Origin of the sequence: Sphingobacterium corticibacterium, from assembly GCF_004208525.1 — a bacterium.
Taxonomy (GTDB): Bacteria; Bacteroidota; Bacteroidia; order Sphingobacteriales; family Sphingobacteriaceae; genus Sphingobacterium; species Sphingobacterium corticibacterium.
In genome coordinates this window covers 131,426-156,489 of sequence record NZ_SGIT01000003.1, presented here as the reverse complement: position 1 = coordinate 156,489, position 25,064 = coordinate 131,426, and the positions used below count along the sequence as shown (strand labels likewise).

The window sequence follows — 25,064 nt, the reverse complement described above, 5'->3', positions numbered from 1 at the left end:
GATGAAACTACTTAAATATATAGCCATAGCAGGTATTTTATCGATGACATCCTGCTCTAAAGATTTTTTAGGCGATGATTTTCTGACCAAAGATCCGCTAGATCAATTGACGGATCCAGCATTCTGGTCGTCCGAAAACAACATCCGGACCTATACCTTTGGTTTTTATAACTCCTATTTCAAAGGATATGGCAGTGGTTTTGGTAGGGGAACTTTCTATGATGGGCAGTTTATCAACGATGATTTTATACCGATAAGCCCGAATGAAATCGTTGTGGACGAGTTTGTGATCAACGTGCCGACCTCGGGTGGAGGCTGGTCGCCTACTTTGCCTGCAAGTCAAACACCAGCTGGTGTAACATCCTATTATTCCCGTATTCGAAAAGCGAATCACTTTATCAATAGTGTGCCGATCGCAGAACTCGCTGAAGAAGTTCAGAACCACTGGCTGGGTGTAGGGCGATTCTTCCGCGGTTTAGAATATGCAAATTTTGTGAATGCTTTCGGGGATGTGCCCTATATTGATCGAGTTTTAGCGGAGGACGACCCCGACTTATACCGTCCACGTGACTCGCGCGTGTATGTCATGGACAAGGTATTGGAAGATTTTAGGTTTGCTGTCGAACATGTACGTGCCAGCGATGGACCGGCGCAACAAGCCGTCAACAAATATGTGGTGTTGGCCTATATGTCCCGGGTATTTCTATTTGAAGGAACCTGGTTGAAATACCATGGCGTCGATGAAGCGAAAGCAACGGAATATCTGGAGGCCGCGAAATGGGCGGCTGAGCAGGTGATCACGAGTGGTGCTTTTTCGGTTTCCAATAACTATCGTGCTTTGTTTGCTTCGGAATCACTTAAAGGAAACTCCGAAGTTATCCTGTTTAAAGAATATGCGGAAGGTATTTTGTCGCACAGCGCGATGTCGTACAACAACTTGGAGCCGCAGGCCGGGATGTCCAAAAATGCACTAGATAGCTATCTATTGTCAGACGGACTGCCTATCGGTTTGTCGTCGCGTTACGAAAATGACCGGACGGTAGCCAATGCACTACGTGATCGTGATGGACGCTTAGTACAAACCATTGCACCGGAGCTCCGCATGATGAATGTGAGGAGCAACTTTGCCCTTTCAGGATACGCCGTACAGAAATTTCTGAACGAAAGTCTGCGGAATGAAACCGTGGGAACCGGCTCCTTGAATATTACCGACGCACCGATTATCCGTTACGGAGAAGTGCTCGTTAATTATGCGGAAGCCATGGCCGAGTTGGGAACGCTGACACAAGGCGACCTTGATATAACGATCAACGTCCTTCGCAACAGAACCGGAGTTGGCCTGCCGAGATTAGAATTGGTAGGGAATCAACCTGCTGTAAACGGCGTTCCTTACGATGATCCGGTTCGGGATCAAACAGTGTCCAGCCTGATTTGGGAAATAAGACGCGAACGCCGGTCTGAACTGATGTTCGAAGGACTTCGGCTGAACGATTTGCGCCGATGGAAAAAGCTGGAGTATGCGGATACAGACAAAAATCCGACGAACAATAGAGGTGCTTATATCGTAAAAGCAGATTATACAGACGAACAATTGAACGGCATCACAATCGATGGTGCAAATGAAGGGTATATTATACCTTCAGCGTCTATTAAGAGGACGGTACAGGACAAATTTTACCTCGATCCGATTCCTTTGGACCAGATTTCACTTTATGAAAGCAATGGTGTTGAGTTGAAGCAAAATCCAGAATGGTAAAGATAGTACAGGATCCAGGGTAAATACGGATTAATTTGATTTCTTTAAAAAAAACACGCGTTTATGCGTGTTTTTTTTGTTTTTGACAAAAACACTTAAAAAAAAGCAAAAAAGTTTGTTTGTTTTATGTTTTTTCTTATATTAGTGCAGGTTTTAGCATTTCTTGATTAAATTATGACAAAATATGCAAGAAGCAGGCCTTTTATGAAGTAATCATTATTAAAATAAACTAACTAACTAGCTATGAGAAAATCGTTATTATTTTCTGTTGCTTTAGGGTTGATTGCGACGACGGGAACCGTTGCGCGGGAAGGGCTTCCGGCTGAAAGAGAGACTCCTTTGCTATTGAACAATGTCGTTCAAGATATCGTTAAAGGAAGGGTATCAAGTGCTGATGGGTCGATAGCAGGAGCTACTATTGCGGTAGTTGGAACGACTGTTTCGGCAGCAACAGACGCAGACGGAAACTTTTCTATAAGAGCCAAAGTTGGCGATGTCCTAAGAGTCACGTATATCGGCTATGTGACTCAAGAAGTGAAAATCGAATCGGCTACTGTTCTGGTTATACTTCTGCCTGATGATGGTGCGATAGAAGAGGTGGTCGTAACAGCGTTGGGTATCGAGAGAAGCAAGAAAAACCTTACCTATTCAGTTCAGCAAGTCTCTGGAGACGATTTGAGGGCTGCAAATCAAGGAAATATTCTTAACGCTCTGCAGGGACAAGTTGCAGGAGCTCAGATTTCTTCGTCAGGAGGTTCACCCGGACTGCCTACCGAGATTATTCTTCGCGGATCTACAACCTTAACAGGCGATAATCAACCGCTTATGATTGTTGATGGTATCCGCGTAAACAATTCGTCTTCAAATGGAACAGTCAATCGTATCGCAGATATCAACCCGGAAGATATTGAAGATATTTCTATCCTAAAGGGTGCCGCCGCCGCCGCGTTGTATGGGATTGATGCGGCTTCCGGTGCTGTTATTATTACCACTAAAAAAGGGAAGGCCGGTGTCATGCAGATTGGCGGTACGTACAGAGCTTTTGTAGAGACCATGGGCCGATTGCCCCGTCAACAGCAGATTTACACTACGGGTACCGGAGGTACATATGACGAATCTTCTGGATCTTCGTGGGGTAGAAAATTTAGATATGATGAGCCTATCTATAACAACATCGAAAGATTTTTTCAGACCGCATTAACACACGATGCTGGCGTAAATATCAACGGCGGTTCTGAAAATCTACAATATTATATGTCTGGTGGATATAGAAAGGCAGGATCGATGGTGCCGAATACGCATCAGGATAAAATAAATTTTTTAATGAAAGGAACAGCGAAGTTAAGTGACAAAATCAGTGTTACGGCTTCTGCTAATTATGTACAGAATAATATCCAAGAGGGGTTGGGTGGAGCAACTGCTGGTGGATGGATTAACAGCATCTTGACCTATCCATTACGTTACGACATTTTACAGTACGAAAGACCTAACGGAGAACCATGGTATGCTTATAAGGAACCCGAAGATGATGGTAGGAACGCGCGGATTTCCCCCATGTGGGGCGTGATGCGAAATCCCAGAAATAATAATGTGGATAGATTTATTTTGAACGGTAGCATTGACTATAAACCGTTGGATTGGCTGACGTTAAACTATCGTTTAGGACAGGATTATACGGCTTCGAAATATAGAACAATCACAACGCCTGGGACACCCGGGGGAGTAAATATCTTCGATGGGAGAGTGACAGAATCTAATGCCAATTCTAAATACATCACTTCTACCTTTAATGCGACCATGCAGCGTCGATTTTATGACGATTTTGAAATTTCCCTGATTCTGGGTGCCAACAGTGATTATTATGTGACGGATGGCTTGGCGTATTTAGCGGAAAATTTACTGGTGCCAGATATTTTTTCGCCTAATGTAGTGGATCCGGATAACAAAATTCTTACTGATAATTTAGCCTACCGTCAACGCTATGCTATTTATGGAGATCTAAGCGTATCGTACAAAAATATGCTGACATTGGGGATTACTGGCCGAAATGATTGGACATCGACATTGTCTCCGCAACATCGACAGTTCTATTCGCCATCTTATTCGGGCAGCTTTACGTTTTCGGAACTTATTAATCCTGATACGTGGTATGGTAAGCTGCGTATGAGCTACGCTAAAGTAGGGAAAGATGCGCCAATTTTTAGAACGAATACAAACCTCAGGCAAGTCGTTACCGTCGGTGGTGGATTTGTGGTCGATGCGACAGGTGGAAATCCAGATTTGCGTCCTGAACGAACGTCAGAATTTGAGGTGGGAACCGAACTCGGATTCTTTAATCGCCGGTTGAATGTTGACTTGACATATTATAAGCGGGAAAGTATCGATATGATTATGACGCCGAGGGTTCCATTACCATCAGGATATGTAATTATGACGTTTAATGCCGGATCGTTGTGGAATAAAGGTTATGAGGCGTCAATCAATGTCATTCCTTTTAGAAATGAAGAGTTTACTTGGAGCACAACAGTGAACGCTTGGAAGAACACCTCTAAGATGCTGGAATTTGCGGGAGATATCCAAACGTTTAAGTACACGAACGCCCAATTAAATGCGGGATCGGCTGCGACCACATTGGATGAACATGTGTTGGGAATAGTAGGCCGAGACTATCAACGTACGGAGGAAGGATATCTCATCGTTGATAGTGATGGTTATCCATTGATTGATCAAGTCGAGACAACCATTGGAAATCGAGAACCAGAATTTAATATCGGATGGTTGAACAGACTTAGTTACAAAGGGTTTGATTTGTCGTTCATGTGGGATTTTCGGTTTGGAGGAGATATTCTCAATGCATCGCGCCAGGGTATGATGTCCGTTGGTACCGGTTATGACGTGGGGCAATGGCGAGATAAGGAGTTTGTGTTTAATGGTGTTGTCGCGCAAGAAGACGGCTCATATGTCAGAAATGAACAACCCGTGGTATTGAATTACAGCTTCTTTGCAAATAACTATTATCAAGTGGGAACAAACTTTGTCGAAAAGATAAACTGGGCCCGTGTGCGTTATATCACGCTTGGATATACAGTCCCGAAGACTCTTTCTTCAAGATTGGGTGTAAAGAGGTTAGGTTTGGAATTGTCGGCACAAAATCCATTCGTCATCACGAATTATTCTGGAGGAGATCCTGAAGTGAATAGTGCTGGTCCGAATGCCGGAGGCTCCGGAGCAAGTACAATGGGTGTTGACAACGGTGCTATTCCGTTGCCGAGATCGTTCTCTTTTGGTTTAAATATTGGACTCTAAATTAAAAAGTCATGAAAATATTCGTTAAAGGTTTTTCAATCATATTGGGTATAGTAGCGCTTTCGGCTTGTAACAAGTTGGATTTAAATTATAATCCGGTTCAACCCGTGACGGTCCCATCCAGCCTACGCTTACCTGCTATTCAAGCCAATTTAGCTTATTCGTTATATGCGCAGGCCCGGTTTGCTGCGTATCACAGCTACTATGTGACGACTAGAACAGGGAATAGCAACGCGCAGACAGACACTTGGAACTATAATAATATCACGCGTATGGGGGCTTGGAGATGGCATTATTTTGATGTTGGTTCGAATATTTCCGGACCAGCCGGTATGCTATTGAGAGCAGAAGAAGACGGTGATAACAATTATATTGGAGTTGGGAAGATTATGTTGGCATTAAGTTTCTTATCTGCTACTGACGTTTTCGGCGATATGCCATTTGATGAGGCTTACTCGGGCTCTTTTAATCCATTATACAACACACAGGAGGAGATTTATGCTGGTGTAGAGCGATTGTTGGACGAGGGTATTGAAGAGCTTCAAAATGTTAGTTCCTCAGCAAGTTCCATGAACGCTAATGCTGATTTAATCTATCAAGGCGATTACCGGAAATGGATAGCGCTGGCAAATGCTGTACGGGCAAGAATGAAATTGCATACGGCTAATTTTACGAACGGCTATCAAGAGTTGGTGACACTGATCAATGCAACGTTGACTGATTTTGAAGATGCAGTATTTCGTTATCCCGGCACCAGTACATCCAATTGGGAAAAGAATTTATGGGGAGAAAGCCGACCCAACCCCGAGTGGCAGTTTGCGGATATTCGTAACGATTTACTAAATTCCTTACCGACAGATGTATTAATGAAAACGTTGACCATTAATGAGGACGCCGGTCTCTATGACCCGAGACTCTATAAGCTTACAACGCCCGGGACAAATAATAAATACCTTGGCGCAAAAATGTCTGAAGGTTTGCGGGATAATGCGTTGCCATCGGGGACAACCTATCAAGATTTTGCTAATTTATATAATGGATATTGGACGGCCGATAGCTCTGCCTATCCTTACATGATCGAGGAAGAATTGTATTTTATCAAGGCAGAAGCCCTGTATTATCTAAATGATAACCAAGGCGCTTTAACGGCCTATAAACAAGGGGTGGAAACGAATCTAAGACGCTTGGGGATAGAAGAGGGGCAGATTATTAATTTCTTAGGGTCTTCGAAATTAGCACAAACGGCAGAAAACTTAAAAATATCAGATATTCTGATGCAGAAATGGATCGCACTTTATCTACAAGCGGAAAGCTGGGTGGATATCAGACGTTACCATTATAGCGTGGATGCATACCCCGATCTTTATTATCCTCGTTTCGCGTTAGCAGAATGGGGCGGGCGGTATATCCAAAGGTTTGTGTATGACCCGCAAACAGAGTATATCTACAATCCGAAAGAAATTTCTCGTTTAGGAGCCGATAAAAGAGATTGGGTTTTTACGCCGCTTTGGTGGGTCGAGAGATCTACATTGGCAGGTAACTAATGAAAGTAATTTTAAAAAATTTATTCTGATGAAAAAAGTTATTCTATATACCATTCTGTTAATTACAGTTTGCTGGTCAAGCAGTTGTGAGAAGAATGATCCTATAACAGAATTGGGAACCACAAATGAGGAGTTTTCAGCTCAGATAAGTATGAGTTTCAATAATACAAGGCCGGCTATCGGTGATACCGTGGCCGTAACAGTTTCTACATGGCAACGAGATGATAGGTTTGATAAAGTCGAATTTCACGAGACTATTTTTGAATCGTTCGGAATACAATTGAGTTTGGAAAAAGGGACATCAATAGATACGAAAGATATTACATCTAACAACAGTACATTCTCTACGTTGATTCTTACAGATACCATCAAGAATATGGCGGTATGGAATACGGTTTTGTCCAACGATCTGGACAAATACTGGGTAACCGTATCTAATAATTACGTTATTCGGTTCGAATATGAATTGGAAAGATTGGATGGAAAATATCCGAGTGATATTGCGCTAATTTCCAGTTTATCAGATGTTGATTTTGCCATTCTGAAAAGTATAATAGCCTATAACATTACAAAGGAGGATTACTTATTGCTATTCCCTGAAGCGCCACAGACACATTTCACGAATGGTGGAACTTATGCCTTGACACAGGTGGGGATTAATAATCTTAAAGAAAATTTAGCAAAAGAGAATCTTATATCGATAGTAAGTAGTATTGCAAAAAAAGGAACCTATAATGTACGGATCGATGCAAGGGTTACTACCCCAACAGGAGCCGTAACATCAGCGACACCACGTACATTTGAAAACAATATTTAGCGTTATGAAAAGGATTAAATTTTTATATCTGGTAATCGGGTTGACCATTTTTCTGGGATGTTCAAAGGAAGAAATCACGAGTATAGGACAGCAAGGAGACTACATCACAAATTTTGATTTTCCCACCATTGAAATATTTGCTCCTGCTAAAGTCGGTTTAACAAACCGTTCTAAAAATGCGGATAAATTCTTGTGGGAATTCTCCGGAGCTAAGACGATAACGCCGCAAGGAGATACCATAAGTTATAGTCAGTCAGAAAAAATGGTGCCGGATTCTGCTTTTTATGAGTTGCCCGGTGAATACAACGTGAAACTGACAACTTGGAAAGACGGTGAACAAAAGGAAATTACCAAGAAAATTGTTGTAGAAAAACAACAACCTGTTATCGTTGTTCCCGAAAATATCGGTGTATTTTTAGAAGTGACGTTCGCTGCGAGGGTTTTCCAATTTCCGGGGCGTCCTGTTAGTTACGAATGGGATTTTGGCCCCGCAGGTACTTCCACGGCAGCGAACCCAAAGGTTACATTTACGACAGAAGGACCGCAGCTGGTGAAGCTAACTGTAAATGATGGAGACGAGACACTTAGCACCGAGGTTGTCATAATTGTTCAAGGAGAGTTGGCAAAAACGATTTACTTCACCGATGCGTTCACTAGACGTATCTATAAATATAAGCTGACTACGCAGAGTGAAAGTCAGGTAGAGTGGATTGGCGCCACAACGGGTTATAATGCCTTTGGACTCTCCGTAAAAGGGAACAAACTTTATCTTTCAGAGACAGGTTTTGGAACAAGGTTCTCTGCGGGAGACGCCGCTATTGCTGACGGGGTGTTGAAATCTTATAATCTGGATGGTAGTGGTGAAAATATCATTACTAAACCAGTTGCCGCTTCTTTGGATTATCGTGATGACCCTTGGATGCATACTGTAGACAGATTTGGAAATATTTGGTGGACCTGCAGGAATTGGGGAGTACGTGTTATTAATGCTTCCTCGTCAGAAGCTGCTTATCCGGCGATTAAGTTCAACATCAATGCGACTATTGCAGGTGAAGGAGTTTCCACTTATTTCGCTTCAGACATAAAAGAAGTAGGTAATGAAATTTGGGTGTCTTATGCTGGAACCACTGGAAAAGGAATTTATAAATATGGTTATGATGGTAACTATATCGGCAAATTCACGACAGCTATACAAAGTCATGCTATCCGAACATTTGTAGTTGATCAAGTAAACAGTCATATTTACTTTGCTACAAACAGAGCTGATGCAGGGCATGGTTTAGGTATTTATAGAGCAGATATGGATGGGTCTAATATCATCTCGGTGGATACGCATTGGTCGATGAATATCGGCTCGGGGGGGTACAGTGACCAAGGCGCAGCTGGAGAGTACGTATATATTACCAATATGGACATTGATGTCGACGAGGATGGTAAAGGGTATCTATATTACGGGTACAGAGCTATTTCGGATATCTATGGTAGTGGAAACCCACCAACTTTAGGTCCATCGGCTGCTAATTCAGGTGTAAAACGCTATAATCTGGATGGTTCAGAAACTGCTAGCTTCTTATTTAAAGGCTATGCGCCATATGGTTTGGCAATCGATCAAGTAAAGAGATAATAAATCGGTTCTCTTCTCCAATCATGGAAGAGAACCGCTGATATTTAAATTTTAAAATAAGGTTCATGAAAAAGTTATTCCTACTTTTTATAACATCGGTTATTGTTTTTTCATCCTGTAAAAAAGATGTAATATGGGTGACCGATGATTATGGTTCCAAAGCGGTTGAGAAACCAACGGGAGAATATATCGCAGACAATTCTTTTAAGCGTGTTGCTTATTGCTATCATAATGCTGCGATAGCAAATTTTGATACTGTAAAACTTGCGTATATTACCCATTTACATTTTGCATTCCTAAACCCCAAAGAAGACGGAACATTACAGACGCTTACAAATCACGGAAACTTTGACGCCTTGAATAAGTTGGCAAAAGAATACAATGTAAAAACGGCCATTTCTATACAGGGGAATGAGTTGATGTTTAGAACAATCGCGGCAAACGAGCAAACACGCAATAAATTAGTGGAAAGCCTTGTGGAATTTGCTGTTCGTTATAACTTGGATGGGATAGACCTTGACTGGGAATATCCGCGTGCTAATTTTGGAAGTGATGTCACTTTTGAAGTTTTTGCTAAAGATTTGTCGGCCGAATTACATTCGTGGCATAAGTATCTGAGCATTGCGGTAACCCCCGGATTGTACGCGGGGCCAGTGAAAGAAGGAATAACCGCAGGTACCATTGAGGCCGTGGATTTTGTGAACTTAATGGCGTATGATGGATTTAATATAGATCCGGAAAATCCAGATCACCACGCAACTTACTATATGGCAAATCGAGTATTCGATGTTTGGCTGAATGAAAAAGGTTTGCCAAAGGAAAAAGCAATTTTAGGAATGCCGCTTTATGGTAAGAATAAAGACAATGTGTCCTTGACCTATTCGGCCTTATTAGGTAGTGGTGCCGACCCTAACGAAGATGAATTTGATGTGCAGGGAATTACTTATTATTACAATGGTATCCCTACGATCAAATCCAAAATAGAATTAGCAAAAGAACGTGGTAATGGCGTGATGTTTTGGGAATATGGACAGGATGCTAGAGGAGGTAATGCACTGCTAAAAGCTGCTCATGAAGTAAGTAAATAGGATTATGCTTGCGATACCTAAATATATTCTTGTTATATGCTTTTTGCTGATAAGTCTTGTTTGTTTCCCGCAACCCTTCAAATTCGCGCAGGTAACCGATACCCACGTAGGCGGGGCAACCGGTGCAGAGGATTTAAGGCGTACTGTTCGGGATCTTAACCAACAAAGCGATATCGATTTTGTCATCCTATCGGGAGACGTAACAGAGTTTGGGTCAGATGACGAACTTGCCCTGGCAAAGCAGATTTTAGATAGCCTCTCGTTACCTTTATACGTATTGCCCGGTAACCACGACAGCAATTGGTCAGAAAGTGGTGCCAACTCATTTCGGAAAGTATTTGGCGATGAGACGTTCTTCTTCCGTCACAAAGGTTATATGTTTATGGGGACGACATCAGGACCTAACATGCGCATGAGCCCAGGGCAGATACCTCGGGAGAACTTAGTGTGGATGGACTCGGTGTTTAAGGCGAATCCGGATACCGAGACCCCACTGATCTTTATTAACCATTATCCGTTGGACTCTTCCTTGAATAACTGGTTTGAAGCAATAGACCGTTTAAAACAACGGAATGTGCAATTGGCAATGTGTGGACATGGGCATAATAACAGTGTATACAATTGGGAGGGGATACCAGGTATCATGGGGCGTTCCAATTTGCGGGCAAAGGATTCTGTTGGTGGTTACAATATTATTTCTATCGAAAATGGAACGGCTACCTATAGCCTGCGTAGACCATTGTGGAAAACCGAGGTAAGTTGGACACAAGTGTCCTTGAAAAATCATTACTTTGGTCAAGGGACCGTTTCTTATAAACGCCCAGATTTTTCCGTAAATGATAAGTATGCAAGCCGTGTACAGGAAGTCTGGCGATTTCAAGATAATGCTGATTTGGGAGCAGGACTGGAAAGTCATCGGAATTTGATCTTGACCGGCAATACCGCCGGGCAAGTTTTTGCACTCGATGTAAACACCGGAAAGAAAGTGTGGGCGTACCAAACGGGAGGTAAAGTGTATGCTACACCCGCAGTTTGGAAAAATACAGTAGTCGTTGGTTCATCGGATGGGACGATATACGGGCTGAACGCAAAAAATGGCCAGTTACAATGGCAGATAAAAACAGAGAAAGCGGTGTTAGGTAGTGCGGTAATAGAAAAGGGAGTCGCTTTTATCGGCGGATCTGATGGGACATTCCGCGCCATAGATGTAAGAGAAGGAAAACTCAAATGGACGTTCGATCAGCTCCAAGGATATGTTTCTGGAAAACCTACATTGTATAAAGATAAAGTGGTATTTGGTGACTGGGGAAATGGGTTCTATGCATTGTCCAAAAAGACGGGTAAGTTACAATGGTCTTGGGATAACGGGCATAAAAACCGGATGTTATCAGCAGCTGCGTGTTACCCGGTAGCGACGAACAACCGTATTTTTATTGTCGCACCGGATCGCTATATGACCTGTTTGGATGCGACGACGGGACAAGTGATCTGGCGGAAAAAAAAGGATACCATACGTGTTCGCGAGTCGATGGGACTTTCAGAAGATGGACGTTATGTGTATGTTAAAACGATGGATGGCAACCTGCTGGGCGTATCTACAACGGCAGATAGTATGGATATTGCTTGGCGTTCAACATTGCAGTTGCCCTATGAGCTAACGCCGTCTGCCATAGCTACCAACGGTCGGCAAGTATTTGTACCAAGCCATTCGGGACTTCTTTCTGGCGTTGATGCGAAGACTGGAGAAGTTTTATGGCAGTATAAATGTTCAAATGCGATGATAAACCCTATATTTGTTTTGAGGTCTAACCAAATAGTTGTCACCACGATGGATGGTATGATGATGAAATTTAACCTCGGCAAAGAATAACGCATAGAACCGGAAAATCTTTTTTAAAGTATTTCTGCGTGTTTATGCATGTTTTAGATTAAAATTTGCATTTTTGTGTTGGAAGTAATAGAATTTTAAATGGTAAGAGTTACGGAAAAGGAGTCGAACTACCGAGACTTAGATAAAATGTCGGTCAACGAATTGTTGACTAATATGAATAAGGAGGATAAAACCGTGCCATTAGCTGTGGAGAAAGCGATTCCACAACTGGAAGCGCTGGTGGACGTTACCGTGGAGAAAATGAAAATGGGGGGACGTTTATTTTATATAGGTGCTGGAACGAGTGGCCGTTTGGGTATTTTAGATGCTTCAGAATGTCCACCGACTTTTGGCGTGCCCTTTGACTGGGTTATCGGATTGATAGCCGGTGGCGATACAGCCATTCGTAAAGCCGTGGAATTTGCAGAAGATGATATGGAACAGGCTTGGAAAGATATGGAAGAGTACGGTATCGATGAGAACGATGTCATCATTGGGATTGCAGCATCCGGAACAACGCCTTATGTTATTGGTGGATTGAGACGAGCTAATGCGGAAGGATTGGTAACAGGATGTATCGTATGTAATAGTAATTCACCTATTGCGCAGGAAGCACAATATCCGGTAGAAGTTATAGTCGGTCCCGAATTTGTAACAGGTTCTACGCGGATGAAATCAGGTACAGCGCAAAAGCTGGTGCTCAATATGCTGAGCACTTCCGTCATGATCCAGCTCGGACGGGTAAAAGGCAATAAAATGGTCGATATGCAATTGTCGAATATAAAACTAGTTGCCCGCGGCGTGCGGATGGTTATGGAGGAGACAGGACTCGATCAAGAAGCAGCCTCGATACTGTTAGAGCGCTATGGTAATGTGCGGAAAGCTATCGAAAGTTATCAATCCTTAAAATCGTAATATTTTACTTTTAACTATGTCGCCAATCACCCTATTGACGTTTTTATTCGTATATTTCGGTATACTACTGAGCGTGTCTTATTTCACTTCCCGTAAAACCGCTGACAATGCTACTTTCTTTGTAGCAAACAAAAGTTCCAAATGGTATATGGTTGCGTTCGGGATGATTGGTGTAGCACTGTCGGGGGTTACTTTTATCTCCGTTCCGGGAGCTGTAGGGGTTTCAAACTTTAGCTATTTTCAATTTGTTTTGGGGAACGCCCTTGGGTTTCTGGTGATCGCCTACGTTTTGTTGCCACTTTATTATCGGATGAACCTCACGTCCATTTATACCTATTTGGAGGAACGATTAGGGCATACGAGCTACAAGACAGGGGCAATGATCTTCTTGGTGTCCCGAACAATCGGATCAGCATTTCGGTTGTACCTGGTAGCTATTATTCTTCAAAAATTCATTTTTGACGCCTGGAACGTGCCTTTTGGAATTACGGTAGCTGGATGTTTGCTTTTAATATGGTTATACACCAATAAAGGTGGACTAAAGACCATCATTATCACGGATATGTTCCAAACATTTTGTCTGGTACTAGCTGTTGTCTTGTCGATTTATTTTATGGCCGATGGGCTTGGTATATCTGTTTTGGAGGCATTTGAGCGTGTGAAAGAAAGTTCTTATTCACAGATTGTGGTATGGGAAGATTTGTTAGGAGATCGAAATCATTTCTGGAAACACATTGTTGGAGGAGCATTTGTAACGATTGCGATGACCGGTCTCGACCAAGATCTGATGCAGAAAAACTTGAGCATGAAAACTATTGGTGAAGCACAGAAAAACATGCTCACGTTTACGGGGGTATTTGTTGTTATCAACTTATTTTTCTTGGCCGTTGGGGCATTGCTCTACATTTATGTGGCCGAAAAAGGGATTGATATCAGCATGCTCCGTACACCAGATTATCTTTATCCCGAGATTGCACTGAACCATCTGTCTATAGCTGCGGGGGTCATCTTTATGATGGGATTGACGGCGGCAACGTTCGCGACCACCGATTCGGCACTCACGGCGTTGACGACATCGTATTGTGTGGATTTTCTCGACTTTAATAAAGCAAAGGATCCGAATGCGAAGGCCTTGGTGCGGAAACGGAATATAGTGCATTTCGCCTTTAGCGTCGTGATGCTTGTCGTCATTTTGATATTCCGGCTATTAAATGACGATTCGGTCGTGACGGCTATTTTTACCGCGGCGAGTTACACGTATGGGCCATTGCTGGGTTTATTTGCCTTTGGGATCTTAACGCGAAATAAGGTGAAGGATAATCTGGTGCCGTATTTCTGTATTTTGTCGCCCATTATATGGTATGTATTGAATACGTATTATATTATACCGTATACCAGCTATCGTATTGGTTTTGAATTGATTGTTTATAATGGATTGACGACTTTCCTGCTGATGTGGGGGACTTCACCCGGTAAACTGCCGCGGGAGGAACGCAGACTTTAATAAACTCATTTTAGATAAATTTTAAAATTGATTTCACATTAACTATCTTTGAGCCGCGCAAGCGTCGACCGGGAAATTAGCTCAGCTGGTTTAGAGCACTACCTCGACAAGGTAGGGGTCACTGGTTCGAACCCAGTATTTCCCACAAAAAAGGAGACTTTAATAGTCTCTTTTTTCGTTTCTACAGTTTATTTTTTACTTTTAATCCAACATGTATCATTTAATAGAAGAAACCGTCGTCTCTATTCGTCGTAAAATAGGCGATTTCACACCGGAATTTGGTATTATTTTAGGCACAGGGCTTGGCAAATTGGTGGAGGAAATAGATATAGAATACAAGATGATGTATTCCAATATTCCCAATTTCCCCATATCAACGGTCGAATTTCATAGTGGAAAGCTGATTTTTGGTTTGTTGAACGGGCGCCGGGTTGTGGCTATGCAGGGACGCCTTCATTATTATGAGGGATATGATATGCAGGCGATCACGTTTCCGGTACGGGTGATGAAAGCTTTAGGTATCCAGAAGCTTTTTGTATCCAATGCCGCGGGATCGCTCAGTCCGAATATTCTGAAAGGCGACATGGGTATTATCGAGGATCATATCAATTTACTTCCCGACAATCCGCTGCGGGGACCAAACGACGACGATTTTGGTTCGCGTTTTCCCGACATGAATGAGCCGTATAACAAGGATATGATTCAGCAAGCGTTGGAGATTGCCGATCGCTTCAAATACAGAGCGCATAAAGTCGTGTATGTCTCCACGCAAGGGCCGAATCTGGAAACAAAAGCCGAGTATCGTTATATGCGTATCATTGGGGGTGATATTGTCGGTATGAGTACCGTACCTGAAGTGATTGTGGCCAATCATATGGGGTTACCGGTATTTGCGATTTCGGTAGTAACCGATGAAGGATTTCATGCCGAATTAAAACCTGTTTCTTTTGCAGAGATCATACAAGTGGCTACCGAAGCAGAGCCAAAAATGACAAAGATTCTAAAAGAATTGATAGCATTGCAATAAATGAAGATTTTTAGCCTTATTTTTGGCATAAAATTTAGAACAAATTGGTATTGATGAACAGGCACTTGAAGCAACTCCTACTTTTTTTTGTGTTTATCTTCGTAGGTACGGCATATGTTTCTGCGCAAGTGGAAGAGGAATTTAGCAGTGCCTTGGATTCGGCAAGAGCCAAAGAGGATAATAGGCAGGACTCCGTTGTTTTTACCGCGAGATATGTACGCTATGCTACTTTGGATATGCTCAAGCAGAGTACACGTACTATACAGATTGATACAACCCATGTCAATTTCCAATATTACAATAAACAAAATGTCCCCTGGAACCCGACGATTAATCTAGGCTCTTATGGATTAGCATCACGAGATCTGTTGTTCAATCCAAACAAGAGCATTGGCTTTCAGCCCGGATTCCATGCGCTGGAAAGATATTTACTACAATCGGATTCTATCCAATATTTTCGGGCAAGGGCACGCTATTCCGAATTATATGCGGTAGGTTTCTTTTTCAATGATCAGGTATTTCGTGCCCGACTGGCGCAAAATATTAATCCACAGCTAAATATAGGGGCGGAATACTACGCCACCAACACGGATGGCTATTATGTGAATCAAGATTATAATGACCGAAGGGCCGCCGTCTTTTCCTGGTATGAATCGAAGAGCCTACGCTATAACCTGTTGATGAATGTCACGATCAACAATCTCAACTCGCCCGAAAATGGATCTGTTGTGGATCGTAATGTCTATATGCAGGATGTATTTCAGGATACCTCCAGTATGTCCAATATGGGATATCCAGTTAGACTGAGCGGACGACAGGCAAATCGCCCTAACCATAAATGGAAAGACAACGGTGTCTTCTTACGGCAGTCCTATTATCTAGGACGGTTAGATACGCTAAACGTCGGAACCCCCGAGATGGAGGTGCGTCCTACGAATACTGTAGCTCACAATTCGTCGTTGCGTCAAAGAAGATTTACCTTTTTCAAAAATGAAGAGGATTTGGAAGGCGCATTCCCGTATGGTGACTTTGGCCTTGTCGAAGATACCACCACCATAACAAACATTACCAACGAATTTACCTATAGTTTTTATTTACGGGGTAAAGGTGTGTTTAAAAATGAAGCCAAACTGGATTTGGGCTTTCAGAATGATCTAATCTGGTATAAGGATAGTCTGACGAACGAGTTTTTCCAAAACAGTATGCTAAAGGGTACTCTAGGTTATCAATTTAGTGACCGTGTGCAGCTGCAGGGAAATGTAAACCAGATTGTTGTAGGGCGTCATGCGGGAGACTTTCTGTATGAAGCGAACGCCGATATTTTGTTGAGCGAAAATGCGGGTAGGGTGCGGATCGGCGCCTATTCGCAAAATAAATCACCGGAAATGGTATTTAATCTGATGAACTACACGTATCATCAGTGGGATCATAGTTGGGAAAAAACGAAGACACAGAACCTTTCTTTCGCTTATACCAACAATAAAATCGGATTTTCAGGTAAAGCGGAATACTTTTTAATGGATAAGTATCTCTATTTTCGCGAAATCGATAACCCAGATAATGATGAGTTATATATGCGGCAGATCACCCCGGAGCAATCCGGCAATATGAATTTATTGAAAGTCTCGGTCAGTCAGAAATTTCGTTTAGGACGCTTCCATTTTGATAATATGGGTGTATATCAGAAAACGGACGCTCAGAATATATTGGCCATCCCGGAGCTGTACACTTGGCATAGCTTCTACTATGCCAATAAATTATACAACGTCATGGATTTCCGATTGGGAACCGATGTGCGCTTCAATACACCGTTCCGTTCGCCTTCCTACGCCATTAACGTTGGGCAATTTTACAACGATAATGTGGGGATAGAATACTCCACCTATCCGATAGTGGATTTATGGTTTACCGGTAATATAGACCGCGTGAATTTATTTATCTCCTATAATTTTGTTAATCAGTTTGTTTATCCGAAGGGATACTATACTGTGCGGCGTTATCCTATGCAGGATGCGAATCTGCGATTTGGGGTGTCCTGGAAGTTTTATGATTAGGCGGGCTACGCCACGCGCTACCGTCTTAGGGTAGCTTAGGGGTGTTTACCCTAGCCTGTACACCACTGCTGATTGCGCCCAGAAAGCTAATAATGGCGTGAACTTCATCATCACTTAGTTCTAGCTTCCGTAACAATGGGGACGGAATAGGTACTTTCGTAGAATCTATTTGAACATACCGCTGTATAGGCGCTGGATTTCCTAAATTATAGTATACCACAACATCAAACAACGTCGGGAAATTACCGTGATGCATCCAGGGGCCGGTCAAGGTGATGTTCCGCAACGAAGGCGTACGAAAAGCACCAACATCGATCTGTTTGCCGCTAATATGGTAATGGCCTAAATCTTCTTGACGGCTGCCATATAAGGCCTGCCCGTCGTTATGAAAGAGATTGTCCGAAAATAAGGGCGTGTTATGGCAATTGATGCATCGAGCTTTTGTGCGGAAGAGGTGCATTCCCCAGATTTCCTGGTCGCTTAAGGCTTTTTCGTCCCCTTTGACAAATCGGTCGAATCTGCTCGGCAGACTTTTGATTCCCCTTTCAAACGTCGCGATGGCGTATTGTATACGTTCCAGATTGACCATTCCATCGCCAAAAGCAGCCTCAAAATAGGGCGCATAGCCCGGGATCTCCGAAATGTGCTGTACGACGATGTCCAGCGGATTGTTCATCTCTACACTGTCTATCAACGGGAAATCCACCTGTTCTTCCAGAGACTTAGCCCGGCCATCCCAAAAGAAAGATGTAAAATACCCCATATTATATAAACTCATGGCATTTCTTTTCCCCACCTTTCGGTCATGTCCGTGCGAAAGACTTTTGCCATCCCCCCATCCGAGCTGCGGATCATGGCAACTTGCGCAGGCAATCTGTTTACTGGCGGATAAGCGGGGATCGAAAAATAGCATCTTCCCCAACGCGGCTTTTTCGGTGCTGAAGAGATTATAATCCGGATAAGACACCGGGGGGAGGGAACCGATATCTTCAAAATGGGGCACAACGGTTGAATCAATATTGGCTTTGGGCCATTGCGTAACATCTCCCGAAGCGTATAGGCGGCGTAAAGTAGTCATATCAGGAATTTCCTTTTCCTGGACGAAACCGACCAGAAAAAGGAAAATTCCCAATAAGGCAAAGACAGCTGTTTTCTTCATCAAAAAAAACTAAAAAGTAAGCGCCTCTTTACTGATCTTATACTGACGCACAACATCCTCTTGTCCACCGATCTCGCGCTCGTCAAAATGAACCTCCAAGTCGATAACGCCGGTTTTTAGGTCGTAAGTACCTTTACCGCTGATACCGATTTCAAAAAAATCGACTAATCCTGATTTTCTGATTTTAACTTTTTGGCTGACCACTTCGACCTCACCTTTAGCATAAGTCAGGTCGTTGTCCTCTTCCTTACCGGTCAATTCCGAGCTTTCGTCGGGTACAAAACCCAAAACCTTCTCCACATTGATGCCGGCCGTCTTGACGTTAGTGGAGCCGATATGCTCGGCGTACAAGGTCACCATATGGAATAAGTTGACCCCGCTGTCTTCCACATAGGGTTGGGTATAGCCGATGTATGTCGGGCTGCTTTCGGAAATGGTCGAGAAATGTGCGCCAATCCGTTTGCTCCATGCAGCTGTCTCTGTGTCATACCGATAGACGTACGGTTGGTAATACGCTTCATCCTCGTGGAAATACGCGATGGTGCGGGTAATGGCAAGCTCTTTAGGAAGGGTCTCTTCTTCCGGTTCCGGTTCTGGCTCCGGTTGCGGCTCCTCCGAGCTTTTGCTACAGGAAAGCAGGAATAAAACGATCAACGCGAATAATGTACTTTGTGTTTTCATTTTTTGGATAATATAAAATATGTGATAAATAATGTGTAATAAACGTTTATTGTTAATAACCGGGATTTTGCTCCATATGGTTATTGCTGTATACGGATTGCTGTGGAATGGGCAAGACGAATCTGTCTGACGGATAGCTCATATTACAATTTGTGCCCTCACAGTCGCTCCGTTCTACCGATAAGCCGCGCCGCATCAGATCGAAAAATAGAAATCCCTCGAGGCAGAGCTCCCGCCGACGTTCGTTCAGTATTTCATCGATCAGCGCTTGTTTGTTCTGCGTCGTCCAAGGTTCCTGCTCCGGGTCCGCACGTAATCGGATCAGGTTCAGGTCCGCAATAGCTTCTTCTGTTTCCCCCATTTCTGCCAAAGCCTCGGCACGGATCAGGTACATTTCAGATAACCGGATGATTTTGACACTCGTAGCCTCGAAATTATAGGAATCATATTTGAAGATCCCGCCGGCGGATCGAATATCATGCTCGCTAAATAATTCGAGCAGGTCTTCGGATGGCGCAAACTGAAAATAAGAATTGGAACTCTCGTTAACATAATAGTTCCCTAGCGAGTTTCCCCCGTGACCGGTAGGCACGGCAACCTCCAGGATGGTTTCTTTCGCTGCCGCCGTTTTCCACGAAGGGAGGTATTCCTCCCGGCTATACAAGGTAAAGTTTTCGGCGATCACTTGACTACTATACAGGGAAGCCCCTTCCCAGTCTTGTTTATGTAGGCACAGCCGTGCATACAATGCCTTTAGCGCCGAAGTGTTCATATATTGAACGCGGTTGCCCGTAAATACCCGCTTGCTGTTCGCAAATAAATCGGTTGCCAGCTGCAGATCAGACGCGATCTGATCATACACTTCTGCCACTGTTGCCCGTCTTCGTTGTGCATTCCCTACAAGAATGGGTTCGTCGGCAATGACAATCCCGAGGTGGCTGGCGTCCGACGTATAGCGGTAAGGTTGGGCAAAAAGCTGCACCAGATCCAAATGGATCAATGCCCGTATACCATGGGCTTGGGCAAGAATTTCGTTGCGCTCGGCTGCTGTTCCGTCCGCCAGATCGGGTACACGCGTCAAGATATTGTTGATGTTGTTTAACATGCTATAGAGATGCGAATAGACCGTATTCATACTACTGCTGTCGGCGTCAGCGCTGAAATGGAAGAGATCCAGCAGGCTTGTCCGTGTAGGATAGGCATGCCGCAGGTTTCCGCCCGTGAGTTCTGGGTAAACCATCCGTGGGCCATTAAAATAGCTCGTGCTGAACATATCCAAATAAACCCCGGTGAGTGCGGCCTTTGCACCGGGCAGATCGGCGAAAATTTCCTCTATCGAAACCTTGTTCTCCGGCTCTTTGTCCAGAAACTTATCGCAGCTGAGTGATAACAGGGAAACGATTAGAATAATAATGAATTTTATCTTCATGGTTTAAGACATTTAAAGGGTCATTTGTAAGCCTAGTGAAAAATTCCGGGTTTCTGGATAATTGAAACGGAGTTCGCGGATGCCGTTTCTGCCTTCCGGGCTCTTATCCTTATACCAATAAAGGAGGTTGTTGACGTTGAAACTGGCCGATAGATTGGGCAGTCGCAGGCGTTGTACCAGCTCCTTGTTCAGCGTGTAACTGAACGCCAGGTTGGACAGTTTGACATGGGTCATATCATAGAGATACCGGGACGAATTGGTAATGGCCGAAGGCGGAAGCCTGCTCAGTTTCGGTACAGTGGTGATATCGCCAGGTGTCCGCCAGCGATCCAATATATTAACGGCCATATTGGAATGATCTAGATTTAAGCCATCCTGAAGACGGGTGGTTGCTACAAGACGATCACCGCCAAGCTGATATTGGATATTGAAGGATAGTGTCATGTTTTTCCAGGATAAAGTGTTTACCACCCCGCCTTGGATAGCCGGTAGGGAGTTTCCCAACGGAACATAGGCGCTGGTGCGTAAGGCGCGGATACCTACCCGGTTTACCGTTTCGCCGGACGGCGTATAAAAGCGTTCCTCTCCGGTATCTGGATCTACACCTGCCCATCGTACACCCCAGATGGTATTGGTACTATAGCCTACCCGATGTGCATTTCCTACCTCATCCACGTTCGTCCCTGCATATTGGTCGGCGAGCGGGTTGTTGAAGGAAAGCACTTTGTTTTTGTTCCAACCGGCGATAAAGGAAGACCGCCAAGTGACCGGCTTTTCTTTAAACCAATCCACCGCTAGGCTGAGATCTATTCCCCGGTTTCGCATGTTGCCCGTGTTAACGGGGATACTGCTGTAACCTGTCTCTAACGGGATCCGAACCTGCGCAATTAAATTCCGGACATCGTTCTGATAAAATTCCGCCGTGAAATGAAGCCGGTCTAATACAGATATATCGATGCCGATATTTGTTTTGTAGTTGGTTTCCCAGCCGAGATCAGGGTTTGGAGCTGCCTGGGAGGACGGCCGGGCACCTACTTGTCCGAGATAATCACTACCGATGTCGTACATCCCACGGGAAGCATACGATCCTATGCGGGAGTTTCCGGTGCTACCGAAACTTGTTCGCAGGCGTAAAAAGTCGATGATGTCGGATTCGGCAAGAAAATCTTCACTGGAGATATTCCAGCCTAGACCCACCGCAACGTTGACGGCCATTTGTTTGTCTCCACCAAAAAGAGAAGATTGATCCGCGCGTCCACTTAACGTGGCGTAATATTTACTTTTGAAATCATAGTTCATCTGCGTATAGTAGGATACCGTCGCATCAGAAATCTTAGACGATGCTGACAACTTATTGGTTGCCAGACTCAACTCACGGATTTTCTCGTACGAAAAGCCGCTCCCACTTCCGAAAAGCAGGGAAGAATATTGATCGCGTATTTCTGTTCCGAGGATGATAAGCATGCGATGATCTTCCGAAAAGTTTGGCCGATAGCCCGCCTGTAAGAAAGATGTGTAGTTATAATTCTGGCGGTTGTATATACGCAGCCGTCCGCCCACCGTATTCGTTGGGGGAACCTGCCCCGATTGGTAAATCTCCTGTTTGGACTGAAAAATATTACCGCCCGCCGCACCTCGTATATACAACGAAGGGGTAATGTCATACTGCAGGTCGAAATGGGCATTGGCCGTGAAAGTCTGGCTCTCGTCACTGTTGTAAGCGAGTACCGCTAATGGATTAGGTGTATTGGAAAATGTAGCGAAGCTGCCATCGGTATTATAAGGCGCTAGATTCGGGGGGATATAGGCGTTGTTCGCAAAATTATCGAGCCCTTTCCGCTGCATGAATGTAGGCGTGAACGTGCTGGTCAGACGAAGTTTTTCGGATATTTTGTTTTGGTACCGGAACTGCCCGGTGTACTGCTTCAGACCATTTCCCGGACTGGCATTTTGCTGGTCGCGGTAACCTATGGAGAGAAAGTAGTTGTTGCCTTCCTTACCGCCAGAAACAGAGGCATGTATGTTGGTGTAATTGGCATTCCGGGATGTCAAGGCAAACCAATCCGTGTCGATCGTGCTGCTTCCGGCGAGATTTTTTGCTGTGCTCTCCGACATGCCTCCGTTCATATAGGTTTCTTTGAGTACCTCATAATATTGTGGCCCCGACAGTAATTGTAGACGATTGATAAAGGTGGATACGCCAGTCTGGAAGGAGGCCTGCACCCTCGGAGAACCGCTTCTGCCCGATTTGGTGGTGATCAATATAACGCCGTTGGCTGCATTGGCACCATATATCGTCGTTGCAGCGGCATCTTTCAGGACCGTAACCGATGCAATGTCCATCGGGTTTATTCCCGCTAGTGGATTTAACAGGGTTTCTTGATTGAAATTGGAGCCGGCATCACCCTTTTCCTGCTCCTGCATCGGAACACCGTCAATGACAAATAAGGGTTGGGAGGACGTCGTCCGGGAGGAAGCACTCATAGCAGATAATGTCCCCTGGCCACGGATGTTTATCTTGACGGGCGTGCCTAACGCGGTGTTTGTCTCCACGTATAAGCCCGGAACAAGTCCTTCCAGCATTTTGTCAATACTTTCCAGCGGTCGGCTTGTCTGCAGTTCCTTTGCGTTGAGGGAAAAGACACTCCCCACGGTTTCTTCGCGTAGCTTCGGGCCTTCATAGGTATTGGTAATGATGACTTCTTCCATGCTTTGGTCTGCGGATGTCATCCGTACTTCCTGATAGGTAGTGTTGACAATAATTTCAGCCCGGTTATAACCGACATAGCTGATCTGCATTTTTTTGCCGATGTACGTATCTGGTAGGTTAAAGGCATATTCTCCTTGTTGGTCTGAACGGAACTGTGTTTTTTCCGATTGTAGGTAGATTGTTGCCCCGCGCAGTACGGATCCGGATAACGAATCCCTTACGACACCAGATACCCGGATGGTTCTGTCGGCCTTGGTAACGGCGATGACTTTCCGGCCCATTTTACGGAAATTAAGCTGGTGGTTCAACGTAAGGTACTGCAGGTGGTCGTCCAGCGTGGTTATATTTTTTGGTAACTGTATATATTGCTCCGGCTGGATGGCGTTATCATAAGAAAAAGAAACCTGAAAGCGTTGTTCCAGCGTGGAAAGTGCTGAACGTAACGTAACCTTTTGTGCCTCCTGGGCAAAGAGAGCAGGGGATATGCAATGCATAAGCAGGAATAGAACGGAACCCCAAATCCGTTGATAACTAATAGAGTACATAGTGGTTGTCTGCTGTTTTTCTGTATTTTTTACCTTTGATATGGCAAATGGTATTTAGGACATCTTCTGCTGTCATGTTTTCATACCGCCCTGTTAACTCCCAGTTTTGGACAGTACCTTCATGGCGCAGTATGATGCCGTAATAGCGTTTGAATTTGAGTTGTACTTCTTCAAAATCAGCCTTGTCGAAGGCAAGTACGCCTTTTACAAAATCGGAGCTATATAGGTTCGAAAAAGAAGATACGGTAATTGTTCCGGAACGATGGACAATGGCCTTATCCCCGGGGGAGAGTATGGTGCGATCTGCCGAATGTGGATGGGGTAGGCTGATTTTTCCGGAAAATAAACTGATTTGATGCTGGGCATCCCCTTTTTCTTCCACCAGGAAGTTTGTTCCCAATACCTGGATATCGGTAAACGCGGTACGCACCGTGAAAAGGCGCTCTATGTTACGTTGGATGGCGAAATGCCCTTCTCCTTGGAGTTCCACGACCACCGAATCTTTTCGGAATACCTGTGGGTACCGAAGCGTGCTGCCTCCTGCTAGAACAACCGAACTGCCGTCCGGGAAGTTGATTTTTTTAAGTTTACCGAATTCTACATTGACCTCCTGCCATGCAGAAACCTGTTTTTGGGCAGCTATATCGTTATCTGTACCTACGCCGTCAACGGATTTTATCGTATAGGCAATAAAAAATCCCAAGACCAAAATGATAGAAGCGGCGGCAGTCCAGCTCCACCAGCGATAACGGAATCTGGTTGTTTTGGTCGATACCTTGTGGTACAGCGATTGCTTAAACCTATGCTGTTCTTCTAAAAATTCTGCCTCAGGCAAATGAACACGAAAGCCATCCAACATCCGGATAGCTTCTTCTATCTTTTCGATTTGATCAGGGTTTTCGCGGCTAAATTCTGACCAATAGCGAATTGCCGCAGGATCCGTTTTCTCATAAAATGCAAGAAAGCTGTCATCGCAGATCAGCTCTTCTACTGTGCATTGTTTTTTATCCATTTATAGGTGTATATCACGATGTG

General features: G+C 44.1%; 16 protein-coding genes and 1 tRNA gene. 12 read left to right on the top strand and 5 right to left on the bottom strand.

Going from position 1 to position 25,064, the window contains the following annotated elements; translation table 11 throughout:
- The first annotated feature begins 1 nt into the window (after nt 1).
- From EWE74_RS15550 to EWE74_RS15495, 12 genes are all read left to right on the top strand, one after another.
- The gene (locus tag EWE74_RS15550; protein ID WP_130142523.1) at nt 2-1,756 is read left to right on the top strand and encodes a RagB/SusD family nutrient uptake outer membrane protein; all 1,755 of its coding nucleotides are present in this window, start codon (nt 2-4) and stop codon (nt 1,754-1,756) included.
- 243 nt (nt 1,757-1,999) lie between these two features.
- Nucleotides 2,000-5,062 carry a SusC/RagA family TonB-linked outer membrane protein gene (locus tag EWE74_RS15545; RefSeq protein ID WP_130142522.1) on the top strand — a complete coding sequence of 1,021 codons (3,063 nt, stop codon included), beginning with the start codon at nt 2,000-2,002 and terminating at the stop codon, nt 5,060-5,062.
- Nucleotides 5,063-5,073: 11 nt separating this feature from the next.
- Complete coding sequence (locus tag EWE74_RS15540; RefSeq protein ID WP_130142521.1) at nt 5,074-6,606, top strand: SusD/RagB family nutrient-binding outer membrane lipoprotein; 1,533 nt, start codon at nt 5,074-5,076, stop codon at nt 6,604-6,606.
- Between the two features lie 28 nt (nt 6,607-6,634).
- On the top strand, nt 6,635-7,423 hold the full coding sequence (locus EWE74_RS15535) for a hypothetical protein (protein WP_130142520.1): 789 nt from the start codon (nt 6,635-6,637) through the stop codon (nt 7,421-7,423).
- Nucleotides 7,424-7,427: 4 nt separating this feature from the next.
- The gene (locus tag EWE74_RS15530; RefSeq protein ID WP_130142519.1) at nt 7,428-9,047 is read left to right on the top strand and encodes a PKD domain-containing protein; all 1,620 of its coding nucleotides are present in this window, start codon (nt 7,428-7,430) and stop codon (nt 9,045-9,047) included.
- A 65-nt stretch (nt 9,048-9,112) separates the two neighbouring features.
- Entirely contained in the window at nt 9,113-10,135 is a 1,023-nt protein-coding gene (locus EWE74_RS15525; RefSeq protein WP_130142518.1) for a glycosyl hydrolase family 18 protein, read from the top strand.
- 4 nt (nt 10,136-10,139) lie between these two features.
- Nucleotides 10,140-12,005 (top strand): outer membrane protein assembly factor BamB family protein, encoded by a 1,866-nt coding sequence (locus tag EWE74_RS15520; RefSeq protein ID WP_130142517.1) that lies wholly within the window; start codon nt 10,140-10,142, stop codon nt 12,003-12,005.
- A 99-nt stretch (nt 12,006-12,104) separates the two neighbouring features.
- Entirely contained in the window at nt 12,105-12,920 is an 816-nt protein-coding gene (gene murQ / locus EWE74_RS15515; protein WP_130142516.1) for an N-acetylmuramic acid 6-phosphate etherase, read from the top strand.
- A 16-nt stretch (nt 12,921-12,936) separates the two neighbouring features.
- A complete protein-coding gene (locus tag EWE74_RS15510) occupies nt 12,937-14,424 on the top strand; it encodes a sodium:solute symporter (protein ID WP_130142515.1) in 1,488 nt (495 codons plus the stop codon).
- Nucleotides 14,425-14,494: 70 nt separating this feature from the next.
- Nucleotides 14,495-14,569 (top strand) — tRNA-Val (locus EWE74_RS15505).
- A 66-nt stretch (nt 14,570-14,635) separates the two neighbouring features.
- On the top strand, nt 14,636-15,451 hold the full coding sequence (locus tag EWE74_RS15500) for a purine-nucleoside phosphorylase (protein WP_130142514.1): 816 nt from the start codon (nt 14,636-14,638) through the stop codon (nt 15,449-15,451).
- A gap of 53 nt (nt 15,452-15,504) precedes the next feature.
- The gene (locus tag EWE74_RS15495; protein ID WP_130142513.1) at nt 15,505-17,505 is read left to right on the top strand and encodes a putative porin; all 2,001 of its coding nucleotides are present in this window, start codon (nt 15,505-15,507) and stop codon (nt 17,503-17,505) included.
- Between the two features lie 25 nt (nt 17,506-17,530).
- Here the strand turns inward: EWE74_RS15495 and EWE74_RS15490 are convergent, their stop codons facing one another.
- From EWE74_RS15490 to EWE74_RS15470, 5 genes are read right to left on the bottom strand one after another with little or no spacing between them, the layout of a single operon-like run.
- A complete protein-coding gene (locus EWE74_RS15490; protein ID WP_130142512.1) occupies nt 17,531-18,664 on the bottom strand; it encodes a cytochrome-c peroxidase in 1,134 nt (377 codons plus the stop codon).
- Between the two features lie 9 nt (nt 18,665-18,673).
- Nucleotides 18,674-19,345, bottom strand: coding sequence for a hypothetical protein (locus EWE74_RS15485; RefSeq protein ID WP_130142511.1), 672 nt, complete (start codon nt 19,343-19,345; stop codon nt 18,674-18,676).
- Nucleotides 19,346-19,397: 52 nt separating this feature from the next.
- The gene (locus EWE74_RS15480) at nt 19,398-20,774 is read right to left on the bottom strand and encodes a RagB/SusD family nutrient uptake outer membrane protein (protein ID WP_130142510.1); all 1,377 of its coding nucleotides are present in this window, start codon (nt 20,772-20,774) and stop codon (nt 19,398-19,400) included.
- A gap of 12 nt (nt 20,775-20,786) precedes the next feature.
- Nucleotides 20,787-24,029, bottom strand: a complete 3,243-nt coding sequence (locus EWE74_RS15475) for a SusC/RagA family TonB-linked outer membrane protein (protein ID WP_130142509.1) — start codon at nt 24,027-24,029, stop codon at nt 20,787-20,789.
- Nucleotides 24,016-25,041, bottom strand: coding sequence for a FecR family protein (locus EWE74_RS15470; RefSeq protein ID WP_130142508.1), 1,026 nt, complete (start codon nt 25,039-25,041; stop codon nt 24,016-24,018). Before EWE74_RS15470 ends, EWE74_RS15475 begins: the two co-directional genes overlap by 14 nt.
- Nucleotides 25,042-25,064: the final 23 nt, after the last annotated feature.